This is a genomic window from Pseudomonas sp. LjRoot277 (assembly GCF_964253845.1).
In the GTDB taxonomy this organism is placed as follows: domain Bacteria; phylum Pseudomonadota; class Gammaproteobacteria; order Pseudomonadales; family Pseudomonadaceae; genus Aquipseudomonas.
Genome location: NZ_CAXURI020000001.1, coordinates 2,959,762 through 2,972,538, shown reverse-complemented (window position 1 = coordinate 2,972,538; position 12,777 = coordinate 2,959,762). Strand labels below are relative to the sequence as shown.

Genomic DNA, 12,777 nt, shown 5'->3' with positions numbered 1-12,777 from the left:
CCCTCAATCGATGCCTGTGGCGCAGCGATCGAAAAAGGCGCTGCCAGTCTAGCGAGACCGGCAGCCAGAGCCTTGACGGCAATCAATTGCCATCAATGCATCAGGTCGGCGAAGGACAGGAACATCACGTTGTCGTGCTTGAGTACTTGCTGCTCGCACTCGATCACCGCCAGCCCGTCGGCCCAACACGCGGCGGTCAACATCGCCGAGCTTTGCTGAGGGTGCAGCTCCACGCTCAACTGGCCGTCAGCACCCGGCGTCAACCGTGCCCGCAGGTACTGCCGACGCTTGTTGCGCTGCAACCAGTCGAATCCGGCGGGCACGGCCATTGGCACCGGCAACACGTCTTTCACGCCTTGGGCCCTGAGCAGGAACGGACGCACCACCACCAACGCGGTAATCAGCGCCGCCGAAGGATTGCCCGGCATGCCGATCCACGGTTTGCCGGCCACTTCGCCGAAGGCCAGCGGTTTACCCGGCTGAATGGCCAGCCGCCAGAAATCCAGGCTGCCGAGTTCCTCGATGGCCTGTTTGAGGTGATCTTCCTCGCCGACCGAGACGCCACCGGAACTCAACAGCAGGTCGCACTCCGAAGACGCCAGGCTCAAGGCATGCCGGCTGGCGGCCAACTCATCGGCCATGACGCCATAGTCGTGCACCTCGACGCCCCAACCGCTCAACAACGCCGCGAGGCAGTAACGATTGCTGTTGTAAATCTGCCCGGGCGCCAATGGATCGCCCGGCTCACGCAGTTCATTGCCGCTGCTGAGCAAACACACCTGCAACGGGCGGTAGACCTCGACCCGCGCAATGCCAGCGCCGGCCAGCAAACCCACTTCTTGCGCACGCAGGCGTTTACCGGCCTGGAGCAAAAGATCTCCCCGGCGAACCTCCTCACCTTCCTTGCGCACGTGATCACCGGCGTTTACGGGCGGAAACCAGACGCGTTCGCCATCGATCCGACAGCGCTCCTGCGGCACCACCGTGTCGGCACCCGGCGGTAATGGCGCACCGGTAAAGATCTGCACCGTTTGCTGCGCGAGCAACGGCGAGCACGCCTGATCCCCCGCCGCAATTCGCCCGCCAATCAACAAACAGCCACCGTCCGGTGGCAGGTCAGCGACCCTGAGGGCGTAACCGTCCATGGCACTGTTGTCCCAGGCCGGCAGGTTGACAGGGGAATGAATGTCCGCCGCCAGCACCCGCCCCAAGGCTTGATCCAGTCCGATCTTTTGCGCCAGGGGCGGCGGCGGTGCCTGGTCCAGCAGACGACTGATGGCCTCGTCCACCGGCATCAGATTGCCGAGGTCGCACACCCGGCCGGTCATGAGCGTGTCTCGCAGGCGTCGATGACCCGCTGTGCTTGCGGTTTCAAATGCGGGGCGAAATTGCACGGGCCGGTGCGGCTGTCCAATTGTTCGAGCAGGATCTGGTTCCAGGCGGTTCGACACGCGCCCGGCGAACCCGGAACGCAGCACACCAGCACGCCGTTGCTCATGCCGGCCAATGCCCGTGACTGCAGACTGGACATGCCGATTTCCGCCAGGGACACCTGACGGAACAATTCACCGAAGCCTTCCACGTGTTTGTCCAGCAATGGCAAAACCGCTTGCGGAGTGTTGTCGCGCGCGGTGAAGCCGGTGCCGCCGGTCATCAGTATCACTTGAACCTGAGGGTCGGCGATCCAGTGGGAGACCTTGGCGCGGATCTGATAGATGTCGTCCTTGACCAGATCACGATCGATCAATACATGCCCGGCCGTTTGCAGCAAATCCGTCAGGGTCTGCCCCGAGGTGTCGGTGTCGAAGGTGCGCGTATCGCTGATGGTCAGCACGGCAATGTTCAAGGGTTCAAACGTGCGTTGCGCCAGATGGGCCATATCCAAGCCTTCCCGTGTATGAGGGTATGGGACAAAGCCTGAACCGGAATTCGCAGTGAGCCTATTCCTCCAAGGAGGTACCTCCACGGGGACATAAGCAGAATGTACAGGCCACACAAAACCTGTGGGAGCGGGCTTGCTCGCGAATGCGGTGTGTCAGGCAATATCAATGGTGACTGACACACCGCATTCGCGAGCAAGCCCGCTCCCACACTGTCCCCGATCGGTCTCAAGGCGCCAGTCGATTTCGCTGCCACACGCCATCGCGCAAACGGTAATCAAGACGATCATGCAAGCGGTCGGCACGCCCCTGCCAGAACTCCAGACGCTCAGGGTGCAGGCAGTAGCCGCCCCAATGCTCGGGCCGCGGCACGGTCTTGCCGGCAAAACGTTGGGTGGTTTGTAGCAACAGCGACTCAAGCTCGGCCCGATTGGCCAGCGGCCGGCTTTGCGGTGAAGCCCAGGCGCCCAGGCGACTGTCTTGTGAGCGGGAATCGAAGTATGCATCCGACAGCGTCGGGTCGAGCCTGGAGACCTGGCCTTCGATACGCACCTGACGCTCCAGCCCCGGCCAGAAAAAGGTCATGGCGGCATGCGGGTTAGCAGCCAGTTGCTGGCCTTTGTCGCTCTGGTAATTGCCGAAAAAGGTGAAGCCTTCATCGCTCAAGCCCTTGAGCAGCAGGACCCGGCAGTGCGGGCGCCCTTCACTGTCGACCGTCGCCAACATCATGCTGTTGGCTTCGACAGGCGCGCGTTCGGTGTCGCGGGCCAGCTGCATCCATTGCCGGAACATCGCCATCGGGTCGTCCAGTGCCGACTCGTCTTGCAGGCCAAACAGGGTGTAGTTGCGGCGCATCTGTGCCAGGGAAAGGGGCATGACGGTGATCTCCAAAAAGGTTCTGCCCAGTGTGCTATGCACTGCGTAAGACCACCTTGATCACCATCAACACTGAGCACACCCAGCCTTATTTGAGGCGCAGACGCCGAGCCAGTTTGTGCAGGTTGCTGGGATCGACTTCCAGAATCCGCGCGGCGCTGGCCCAGTTCTCCCCGGACAGGCTCAAGGCCTGGAGAATTTTCTTGCGCTGGTAATCGTCGACCGCTTCACCCAAGGGCTGGAACGGCTCATCAGCCATCACGTCCAGGGGACTTTCGACGACCGCGCCCTGCCCGCCCATGGCACTGTCGAGGTCCAGAATCTCGGGTTCCAGCGTCATGATCAGGGTGCGACTCGTGCCGCGACTGAGCTGCTTCAACGCGGCTCGGCTGATCACATGCTCCAGCTCGCGCACGTTGCCCGGCCAGCTGTAAGTCAGCAGCGCTCGCTCCGCCGCCGGCGACAGACGCAAGCCACGCAGGCCGAGCCGTGCCCGATTGAGTTCAAGGAAATGCCCGGCCAGCATCAATACATCATTACCCCGCTCGCGCAGCGGCGGGATCGGCACCGGGTACACCGAGAGCCGGTGATACAGATCGGCCCGAAACAGGCCGTCGCGGATGCTGTCCGGCAGGTGCCGGTTGGTCGCGGCGATGATTCGCACATCGACATGCAACGGCTTGTCGGCGCCGAGGCGCTGGATCTCGCCGTTCTGCAGGGTGCGCAGCAACTTCGCTTGCACGGCCAATGGCAATTCACCGACTTCATCGAGAAACAGCGTGCCACCGTTGGCGGCATCGAAACGTCCGGCACGGTCACTGGTGGCGCCGGAAAACGCGCCTTTGACATGGCCGAACAATTCACTCTCTGCCAGAGACTCCGGCAAGGCGGCACAGTTAACGTGTATCAGCGGCTTGTGGTGGCGCCTTGAAAGACGATGCAAGCGCCGGGCGAACAACTCTTTGCCGACGCCAGTCTCGCCCAACAGCAATACCGGCAGATCGGAGTCGGCCAGTACGTCCAGTTCATTGAGCAACTGATGCAGCACCTCGCTCTGCCCGAGGATCTCGCCCTCCTCGACGGGCATTCGCAAATCCTGGGGATCGCTGCGGGACAGACGCAAGCTGCGGTTTTCCTGCTCAAGCCGGGTGACTCGCACGGCGGCTTCGATCTGCAAGGTGCAGCGCTTGAGTTCTTCCCGCGCACGGCTGTCGAAGGTTCCGGCGTGCAGCGCATCGAGGGTGATCGCGCCCCAGATCCGCCCCTCCACATACAGGCTCACGCCCATGCAGTCATGCACCGGCAGCGGTTCGCCGACGTGATTGTCGAGCAAGCCGTCATAAGGATCCGGCAGGCGACTGTCGGGCTCGAACCAGGTGGGTTCGCGCGACGCCATGATCGCCGCCAGCCGCGGATGCTGGGCGATGACGAAGCGACGGCCCAACGCTTCATGCACCAGCCCCACCGTCGCAACCGGCCTCAGACTGTCGTCATCCAGACGCAGCAATCCCACGGCGCCACTGTTGAAGTACTCACGCAGGGTCTGGACCAATCGTTGCAACCGCACAGCATTGGGCAACTCGACAATCAGGTCGGCCGCCAGGCTTTCACGCAGCATGGTAGTTATTACCCTCTATGGTTGGATTCACCCTAAAGCGTCCGGGTGCCTATCACCACAACTAAAAAATAAGTCATATCTTTCAATACGTTAAATATGGCATGCCGGATGCAATGAGCCTGGGGAACCGTTGAAATCCAAACAAGGAACCCCCTGATGAGCCTGACCCTACTGGAACAAAGCCTCGGCCAACTGGCTTGCGACATTCCCGGCGCCACGCGGATTTTTCACACCTTCAAACTGGACTTCTGTTGTGGCGGGCATAAAAGCCTGCGTGAAGCGGCCGCTGGCAAAGACCTCGATCCGGTCCTGATCGCCGATGCACTGCACCAGCTGCAAGACACCGGCGAAACCCAACACGACTGGCGCAACGAACCGTCGGAGCTGTTGATCGCCCATCTTCTGGCGCGCTACCACGCCCGCCATCGCGAGCAACTGCCGGAACTGATCCGCCTGGCCCGTCGCGTCGAGCAGGTCCATGGTGCGCGCAGCAGCTGCCCCAACGGCCTGGCCGATCTGCTGACCGACATGCAACAAGAACTCGAAGGCCACATGCTCAAGGAAGAACAAGTGCTCTTCCCGATGCTGCAACAGGGCATCGGCCCTCAGGCCGCGCCGCCGATCCAGGTGCTGCGCTTTGAACATGATCAACATGGCGAAGCATTGGAGAGGCTGCTCGCGCTGACCAACAACATCACCCCGCCGGCCGATGCCTGTAACACCTGGCGTGCCCTGTATCGTGGGCTGCTGGAGTTTCGTGATGACCTGATGCAACACATCCATCTGGAAAACAACGTGTTGTTTGTTAATGCCTTGAACCGTCGTCATTGATTGATTGCCGCTCACACCCGACCCGCGCCAGCCCACCGGTTGACGCGGGTTTTGTCTGTCAGGGACGGCGGGCGATCAACCGTGCCAATAGAACATCGCCTTGGCCAGGATCACGATCAACACCATGTGCCCGAGGATGCTGCGGCGAATCCAGCTGGCGCGGGTCGTGGTCAGTCGTGCGCTTTTCAGCCAGTACGCCAGCAGGAAGTAATGGCCGATGATGCTCAGCGCCAGGACGATCTTCAGGCTCAGCAACGTGCCAAAACTGCTGGCCAGCGGCTGACTCAATACGCCCCGGTGCTGCCACGCCAGGCTGATGCCGGCGCCATACAACAGCAACACCACGCCATGCAGCACCTTGCGCGAGCGCACTGCAATCGCTTGATCTGCGGTCGTTTGCGCGGTATCCGCCAACTGCTGACGGGCGCGGTGCCAGATCACCACCTCGAAAAACAGCGTGCCGATGAAGGCAATCGCCGCCAGCAAGTGGGTGACCAGTAAAAAGGGATATAACACCGGCAGCCTCCATCAGTTCACGTGGTTAGCCCGGATGACCGTCCACCCGGGCCCGCAGCAGCATCGGCCCATAGCGCCAGGCGTACAGCGCAAACGCCAGCGCCCAACACAGGCCGGCCAGCCACAATGCAGGCAGGGGAAAGAACAGGATCAACACGACCCGGCTCAGACAGGCCAGGTTGAGCAGAATGAACGCCAGGGTCATGCCCGACGGCGGCTCCAGCGCGCGGCCGGTATGACCCAGGCTGACCCGTGCGATCATCGCCAACACCAGGCCACCCATGGCGCCGATCGTCAGGCAATGCACCGCCAGACTCGGGTTGATCGACACACCGAAATGCCACAGTGCCATTGCGAGACAGGCCACCGCCAACCAGGCATACGCCAGGTACAACGACCACAGCAACGGCACGTGCCAGAGGGCGCGATCATGCCAGCGAACCAGGCGTACCAGATGCCCGGCGGCCAACACGGCGAACAACAGGCCCACCACGAGATTGGGCTCAAGCGCAGGTCCGGCGGCATACAACAACGCCACAAGAGGAGAGCCAATCAGCAGCAGCCAATCCAGCCACGGCCAAGGAGTAACGCCTTCAACCTTGCCGAGGCCACGCTGGATGAAGAACGGAATGACGCGCCCGCCGATCAAGCCCATCATCGCCGCCACCAGCCAGAGGCCGGTCAGCACGCCTTGACGCTGCCAGCCTTCATGACTTTCGACCAGGCCGTACAGGGACAACCCGTCGGCCGCCGCTAACAACAGCAACACCACCGCAATCGGGTAGTTACGTTTCTGCCGCACCTTCCACAAGGTGAAACCCATGAGCGCGGCCACCGCCAGCGGGAACGCCAATTCCAGCACCGCAAGCACCGGCAACGGTGCATTGACCAGCCAGGCCACGCGCGCCAATAACCACAGCAACGCCAGCGCTGCCAGGGGTCGCCCGCTGAGGCCGGGGCGTCCGGTCCAGGTCTGCACCGCCGTCAACAGAAAACCCGCGATGATCGCCAAGCCGAATCCGAACAACAATTCGTGTCGATGCCAGCCCAGCCAGCCACCCGCCGGCTGCCAGCCGGAAAGCGCACCACTGAAGGCGGCCAGCCAAACTGGAATGGCCAGCACTGCCAGAAGGCAGCCGGCGAGGAAAAATGGCCGAAAGGCCAAACGTAACAGCGGCGCGATGGCCATCGCTTTACGGCGGTCGAGCACTTGCATAAAGCCACTCCTTTACCTTGCTGCTGACCTGACGCAAACCCGCACGCGTCGAAGTAAGTCCGGGGGCAATGATCGGGTATTGGCGATCAATTGCCTTTGTCGCAGATCAAGTGTGCAAGGGGCGTGCCCTTGCTCATTCGAACCCTGTGGTGAGGGGACTTGCCCCACAGGGGTGTCTGGATCAGGGTACAAATGACCATTTAATGGTTATTTAAACCCTAAACCTTGTGGTCGTTTTTACCCTCCTATCTGACAACCCCAATAAACAAAGGCCTCCAGGCATGGCCCGCGTCTTGCTCAAGCTTTCAGCATCAAAGAAACCTTGATCCTTCTCGATCCCCAGGAGTCGTCATGAAAAAAGTCATCCAGCCACTGGCCTGGTTTGTGGTGTTGACCTCGGTTCTGGCGTTGGCCAGCGGCGTCTCGCTGGGCCTCGTTTGACTTGATCGCCACCCCCTCCTCAATCCTCAGGATGAATTCTTATGGTGCTTCATCGCGTCCATCACCAGATTCTGCGCAGTCATCACTTGTTCGAGCCGTTGAACGAAGAACAGCTGGATGAATTGATGAGTACCAGCCACTTGCTGAGCATCGACAAGGGCGAACCGTTATTCCGCCAGGGCGAGCCGGCAGACTCGTTCTATTTCGTGATTGCCGGGGCGGTGAAAATCTACCGACTGACACCGGATGGGCAGGAGAAAGTGTTTGAGGTGATCGGCGACCGGCAAACCTTCGCCGAGGCGATGATGCTGATGGACACGCCGAACTATGTGGCCTCGGCCGAAGCGATCTGCCCGACTCAGCTCTATCGGTTATCCAACAACACCTACATGCGCCTGCTGCAGAGCAATAGCCGACTGACCTTTGCGCTGCTCGGCAAACTCTGCGTTCGCCTGCACCAACGGGTCAACGAAATCGAAACCCTGTCCCTGAAAAACGCCACCCACCGGGTCGTGCGTTATCTGCTGACGCAGCTGGTGCGCCAGCAAACCGTTGACAGCCAATTCGAACTGCCGATGGCCAAACAACTGATTGCCGGGCATCTGTCGATCCAGCCGGAAACCTTTTCGCGGATCATCCGTCGCCTGATCGATGAAAAAATCATCACCCAGGACGGCCGCCAGATCGCCATTCTCGATCGTCTGCGCCTGGAACAGTTCGAGTGAGTGCCATGCCCGTCTGTTTGTATTGCCAGCACGTAAACCCCGCAGAAGAAACCGAGTGCCGCCAATGCGGCATGCCCCTGCCGGCATTCGCCGCACAGGCGGGGGAACGCCGGCTGCGCCGATTCATGTGGTTCTGCATCGGCCTGACGATCTTCTGCGTGACGATGTTTTTCTGGTTGCCACGCAGCGTCTGATCCCCACACATACCCCCTGTAGCAGCTGCCGAGCCTGCGAGGCTGCGTTCGGCTGCGAAGCAGTCGTAAAACCATTCACCGCGGTGTATCAGTTAAACCGCGGGTTCAGGGTTTACGACTGCTGCGCAGCCGAACGCAGCCTCGCAGGCTCGGCAGCTGCTACAGACCGTGTTCATCACGGCTGGGTCAACTGGCGATACAACTGCGGCAAGCGCAGGGGTAATTGCTCGGGCTGGCGGATCAAGGTGTAGCCGTTGGCGCCGAACATGTAAGGCAGGTAATCCCCGGCCTCGCGATCAATCGTGATACAGAACGGCGTCAACCCCTGGCGCCGCGCCTCCAGCACCGCTTCGCGGGTGTCTTCAACACCGTAGCGCCCCTCATACAGATCCAGATCATTCGGTTTGCCATCCGTCAGCAGCAGCAACAGTTTGCTGCGGCGTTTGCTCTTGCCCAGTAATTGGGTGGCCTGGCGAATTGCGGCACCCATGCGCGTGTAATAACCCGGCTTGAGCCCTTGAATGCGACCGCGGGTGTTGTCGTCATAACGCTGGGTGAAGGACTTGAGTTCCTGCATGCGCACTTGATGACGACGCAGCGAGGAAAATCCATACAGGGCGAAATCATCACCGAGCACCGACAGGGTTTCGCCGAACAGCAACAGGCTGTCGCGGATCACATCAATCACCCGATGCTCATCGTTCAAGTGCGCGTCAGTGGACATCGACACATCGGCCAGCAACAGGCACGCCAGGTCGCGGCGCGTCTGCCGTTGTTCCATGAACAGACCGCGCTCCGCACACTGGCCATGCTCGCGTTCTACGTGAAAATCCAGCCAGGCCTGCATGTCCAGTTCAGACCCTTGGGGTTGCTGGCGCAGCCATTGACGGTCATTGCGCAGGTGCTCGAACTGGCGGCGCAGACGGTGCGCCGAGGCCTTCAGCCGTGGTGGCAGTGGCTGCGCCTCACAGTCGCGGGGCACCATCATTTGCAGATTGACGAAGCTGTCCTGCATCTGCTGTTTGCGGTAATCCCACTCCGGCAACTTGATGCCTTCGCCCAGGGGAATATCGTCGACATCGGCGGGCGGCAAATCCAGGTGCAGCTTGAGGCCGCCACCCTTGCGCAGACGGGTGCGCGACAGGCTCAACTCGTCCAGGTCCTCGGCGACTCTGGCGGCGTCCGGGTCTTCGCTGTCGTCTGACCAGCGATCGAGGTCGACGTGTTCGGTCCAGCTGAACAGGTTCTCCAGGCGCACGATTAACAACCCGCCGTCGCGGCTGCCTTCATCGATCCGCTTGGCACGTTTGCTCCCGCCTTTCTGCTCACCGGGCGGAGTCGTCAGCGACTCTTCCGACTCGTCACCGAGGTCGGCCGCCTGCGGGCTGGCGAGGTTTTGCGGCGGGTACAACCACAGCGGCAGCGGCCACGCCGCGCGTTCGCTGCGAGGGAAATGTTCGACACTGCCCGGCTCGCGTAGCGCCTGGCATAACGCTCGTTCCAAGGCCGCTTCACCGGGATTCAATGTTGCCGGATCCGGGCGTAGTTGCAGATGGGCATCGACCAAACGTTTGTACCGGGCACGCAACGCGGGATAGCGCCGCAACAGCTGTTGCGTCCAGCGTTGATTGTCCCGCCCCCAATGACGCATCTGCCCGGCCTGGGCCGCCAACAACGCGAGCCAACGATAGAGTTCCTCGTTCAGCGCGACTTCAGGAAACACCGCGAGGCTCGACGGTAGACGAAGGTTGGTCTCGTCGCACCACGCCAAGGGCACTTGCTTGCAGGTGCCGGCGATCTGCTGCAGCACGTTGCGCCGCAACAACAGATCGCGGTCGCTGGCGGCTTCCACGCCGACGCCATTGGCGCCACCCATGGCGCGAAACAACAACGCCAGCGGTCGCTGCTGGTGGATCAGTTCGACCCGGGCCTCGGGAAAGTCCGGGCTGGCGCGCCGGGTGATAAAGCGATGCCAGACGCTGCCGACCCACTCTTCCAGTTCGACGGTAAAGGCCATGGTTTTTTTCCTCTGAAAACCAATGTGAAACGGCCCGCTGTACCAGCCGGGCCGTCTTCCTTCAGGTTGTTATTGACTCACGAACGAACAGCGGAGGCGGCAGTCGCAGTGATCCCCACTGGCACCCGCCGCTTGAAGCTGGACAGGTAGCAGAGCAGCCCTGCGAAGAAACCGAGACCGGCGCCCAGACGAGCCCAGAACAGCACTTGCAGATGATCGACAGTGGCCATGAACGGTAACGCTACGCCATCCACTGGCCAGCGTTGCAGGTAGATCTGCACGACACCGGCAGCGGTGAGCAGCAGCGTGATCATTACCATCGACAGGGTCATCAACCAGAAACCCCAGATCTCGAGTTGCTGCGAACGCTCGTCCGCTGCTTCGCCGAGCCCGCGCAGTTTCGGCATGGCGTAGCTGATCAAGGTCATCACGATCATTGCGTAAGCACCGTAGAAGGCCAGGTGACCGTGAGCCGCCGTTAACTGCGAACCATGGGTGTAGTAGTTGACCGGTGCCAGGGTATGCAGGAAACCCCAGACGCCAGCGCCGAAGAAGGCGGTGACCGTGGTGCCCTTGGCCCACAGCGTGGCCGCGCGGTTCGGGTGGTCCCGCCGACGGTTCTTGACCATGCTGAAGGCGAATATCACCATCGCCAGGAAGGGTAGCGGCTCGAGTGCCGAGAAGATTGAACCGACCCACAACCAGACCTCAGGTGCACCGATCCAGAAGAAGTGGTGACCGGTACCGATGATCCCCGTTATCAGCGCCATGGCGATGATCACGTAAAGCCATTTCTCCACGACCTCCCGGTCCACACCGGTGATCTTGATCAGGACGAAGGCCAGCATCGAACCCATGATCAGTTCCCACACGCCTTCTACCCAAAGATGCACCACCCACCACCAGTAGAACTTGTCGCGGGCCAGGTTGCCGGGGTTATAGAAGGAGAACAGGAAGAACACCGCGAGCCCGATCAGCCCGGTCATCATGACCATGCTGACGGTGGTCTTGCGCCCTTTGAGCAAGGTCATGCCGATGTTGTAGAGAAAGCCCAGGCAGACCACCACAATGCCCATCTTGGAGATGGTCGGCTGCTCCAGGAACTCCCGACCCATGGTCGGCAACAGCTCGTTGTGGGTCAGCTTGGCCAGGCCGGCATAAGGCACCAGCAGGTAACCGAGGATCGTCAGCACGCCAGCGGCGGCGAATACCCAGAACAGGATGATCGCCAACTTCGGACTGTGCAGTTCGCGGTCAGCCTCTTCCGGAATCAGGTAGTAGGCAGCCCCCATGAAGCCGAACAATATCCAGACGATCAGCAGGTTGGTGTGCACCATCCGCGCCACGTTGAAGGGGATGATCGGGAACAGAAAGTCTCCGATCACGTATTGCAGGCCCATGATCAAACCGAACAGTATCTGACCGAGAAACAGGATCAGTGCAAACACGAAGTACGGTTTGGCCACGGCTTGCGAGGCGAATTTCAGATGCGGATTAGCAATGCTCATCGCTTAGCCCTCCTTGTTTGGCGGCCAGCCATTGGTGTTGATTTTCGAGCTCCATTTGAGGAACTCGGCGATGTCATCCACCTCCTGGTCACTCAACTTGAACTGAGGCATCGCGCGACGGCCCGGTACGCCCAGTGGCTGCATCTTCATCCAGGCGTGCAGGAAGGGTTTGAAACCCGCCTCTCCGCCGCGACGCTGGAACACGTTGCCCAGTTCAGGCGCGAAGTAGGCGCCCTCGCCCAGCAGCGTGTGGCAGCCGATGCAGTTGTTTTGCTCCCAGACCAACTTGCCGCGCTCGACTGATTCGGTTAACAGCGCTTCATTGCTGCGCTCTGGAAAGGTCTGTTCCGTGTGATAGGTCAAAGCCAGGAATATCAGGAAGAAGAAGATGCTTCCCCCGAAGTAAATATTCCTGGCCATGCCTTTGGTGAAGGTGTCTGACATGATCGCTTCCTCTTTGCTAGGCCCGTCCATCATAGGAAGCGAAGGGTTGAAACCTGCTTGATGGCGATCAAGAAAGTCAGATGGTTATGGTCGGGTATAGATCGTATGGCTGACGGAGATCCAATGTGGGAGCGGGCTTGCTCGCGAAGGCGGAGCGTCAGTCAACAGGGATGTTGAATGTGACGGCCCCTTCGCGAGCAAGCCCGCTCCCACATTGGAATCGCGGTGTTTTACGGGCTGTATTCCTTCAGCGGAATAACACCAATGTCAGGCCTACCACCGCCGCCAACACCAGCGCCCAGCTCAACATCAATCGCCGCCACAGTCTCGGCGCGTGGCGCATCTCCATGAAGCCATCGGTGATCAGCCACGCCTTGCCGACCGCCACCATCAAGATGGCAATCGACAGCAACCACGTCGCACCGGCCTGGGCCAGCACCACGGTGCAGACGCTTAACGTCGCGAGCGCGGCCCAACAGACGAGCAAAACCCTGGAAACAGTCATGAGAAC

General features: G+C 60.8%; 13 protein-coding genes. 3 read left to right on the top strand and 10 right to left on the bottom strand.

Going from position 1 to position 12,777, the window contains the following annotated elements; genetic code table 11:
• Nucleotides 1-92: 92 nt before the first annotated feature.
• The 4 genes from ACSQ87_RS14085 to norR form a co-directional block, all read right to left on the bottom strand.
• Nucleotides 93-1,328, bottom strand: coding sequence for a molybdopterin molybdotransferase MoeA (locus ACSQ87_RS14085; protein ID WP_223430096.1), 1,236 nt, complete (start codon nucleotides 1,326-1,328; stop codon nucleotides 93-95).
• Nucleotides 1,325-1,879, bottom strand: a complete 555-nt coding sequence (gene moaB / locus ACSQ87_RS14080; RefSeq protein ID WP_046052662.1) for a molybdenum cofactor biosynthesis protein B — start codon at nucleotides 1,877-1,879, stop codon at nucleotides 1,325-1,327. Before moaB ends, ACSQ87_RS14085 begins: the two co-directional genes overlap by 4 nt.
• Before the next feature lie 229 nt (nucleotides 1,880-2,108).
• Nucleotides 2,109-2,756: a pyridoxamine 5'-phosphate oxidase gene (gene pdxH, locus ACSQ87_RS14075; protein ID WP_223430097.1), complete on the bottom strand. Its 648-nt coding sequence runs from the start codon at nucleotides 2,754-2,756 to the stop codon at nucleotides 2,109-2,111.
• Nucleotides 2,757-2,844: 88 nt separating this feature from the next.
• The gene (gene norR / locus ACSQ87_RS14070) at nucleotides 2,845-4,374 is read right to left on the bottom strand and encodes a nitric oxide reductase transcriptional regulator NorR (protein WP_223430098.1); all 1,530 of its coding nucleotides are present in this window, start codon (nucleotides 4,372-4,374) and stop codon (nucleotides 2,845-2,847) included.
• Between the two features lie 156 nt (nucleotides 4,375-4,530).
• Between norR and ytfE the strand changes: the two genes are divergently transcribed.
• Nucleotides 4,531-5,205, top strand: coding sequence for an iron-sulfur cluster repair protein YtfE (gene ytfE, locus ACSQ87_RS14065; RefSeq protein WP_046046535.1), 675 nt, complete (start codon nucleotides 4,531-4,533; stop codon nucleotides 5,203-5,205).
• Between the two features lie 75 nt (nucleotides 5,206-5,280).
• Here ytfE and ACSQ87_RS14060 read toward each other — a convergent pair whose 3' ends face one another.
• Both ACSQ87_RS14060 and ACSQ87_RS14055 read right to left on the bottom strand, forming a co-directional pair.
• On the bottom strand, nucleotides 5,281-5,721 hold the full coding sequence (locus tag ACSQ87_RS14060; RefSeq protein WP_033059055.1) for a CopD family copper resistance protein: 441 nt from the start codon (nucleotides 5,719-5,721) through the stop codon (nucleotides 5,281-5,283).
• A gap of 25 nt (nucleotides 5,722-5,746) precedes the next feature.
• On the bottom strand, nucleotides 5,747-6,937 hold the full coding sequence (locus ACSQ87_RS14055) for an NnrS family protein (RefSeq protein ID WP_223430099.1): 1,191 nt from the start codon (nucleotides 6,935-6,937) through the stop codon (nucleotides 5,747-5,749).
• Between the two features lie 482 nt (nucleotides 6,938-7,419).
• On the opposite strand from ACSQ87_RS14055, the gene ACSQ87_RS14050 reads away from it, so the two are divergent.
• Nucleotides 7,420-8,103: a Crp/Fnr family transcriptional regulator gene (locus tag ACSQ87_RS14050; protein ID WP_046046537.1), complete on the top strand. Its 684-nt coding sequence runs from the start codon at nucleotides 7,420-7,422 to the stop codon at nucleotides 8,101-8,103.
• 5 nt (nucleotides 8,104-8,108) lie between these two features.
• Complete coding sequence (locus ACSQ87_RS14045) at nucleotides 8,109-8,297, top strand: protein DnrP (protein WP_263288539.1); 189 nt, start codon at nucleotides 8,109-8,111, stop codon at nucleotides 8,295-8,297.
• A gap of 175 nt (nucleotides 8,298-8,472) precedes the next feature.
• Here ACSQ87_RS14045 and ACSQ87_RS14040 read toward each other — a convergent pair whose 3' ends face one another.
• The 4 genes from ACSQ87_RS14040 to ACSQ87_RS14025 form a co-directional block, all read right to left on the bottom strand.
• Nucleotides 8,473-10,314: a nitric oxide reductase activation protein NorD gene (locus tag ACSQ87_RS14040; RefSeq protein ID WP_223430101.1), complete on the bottom strand. Its 1,842-nt coding sequence runs from the start codon at nucleotides 10,312-10,314 to the stop codon at nucleotides 8,473-8,475.
• A gap of 77 nt (nucleotides 10,315-10,391) precedes the next feature.
• Nucleotides 10,392-11,822 carry a cbb3-type cytochrome c oxidase subunit I gene (locus tag ACSQ87_RS14035; protein WP_223430102.1) on the bottom strand — a complete coding sequence of 477 codons (1,431 nt, stop codon included), beginning with the start codon at nucleotides 11,820-11,822 and terminating at the stop codon, nucleotides 10,392-10,394.
• Nucleotides 11,823-11,825: 3 nt separating this feature from the next.
• Nucleotides 11,826-12,266 (bottom strand): c-type cytochrome, encoded by a 441-nt coding sequence (locus ACSQ87_RS14030; protein WP_008156283.1) that lies wholly within the window; start codon nucleotides 12,264-12,266, stop codon nucleotides 11,826-11,828.
• 247 nt (nucleotides 12,267-12,513) lie between these two features.
• Nucleotides 12,514-12,771: a cytochrome C oxidase subunit IV family protein gene (locus ACSQ87_RS14025; RefSeq protein ID WP_223430103.1), complete on the bottom strand. Its 258-nt coding sequence runs from the start codon at nucleotides 12,769-12,771 to the stop codon at nucleotides 12,514-12,516.
• Nucleotides 12,772-12,777 lie beyond the last annotated feature (6 nt).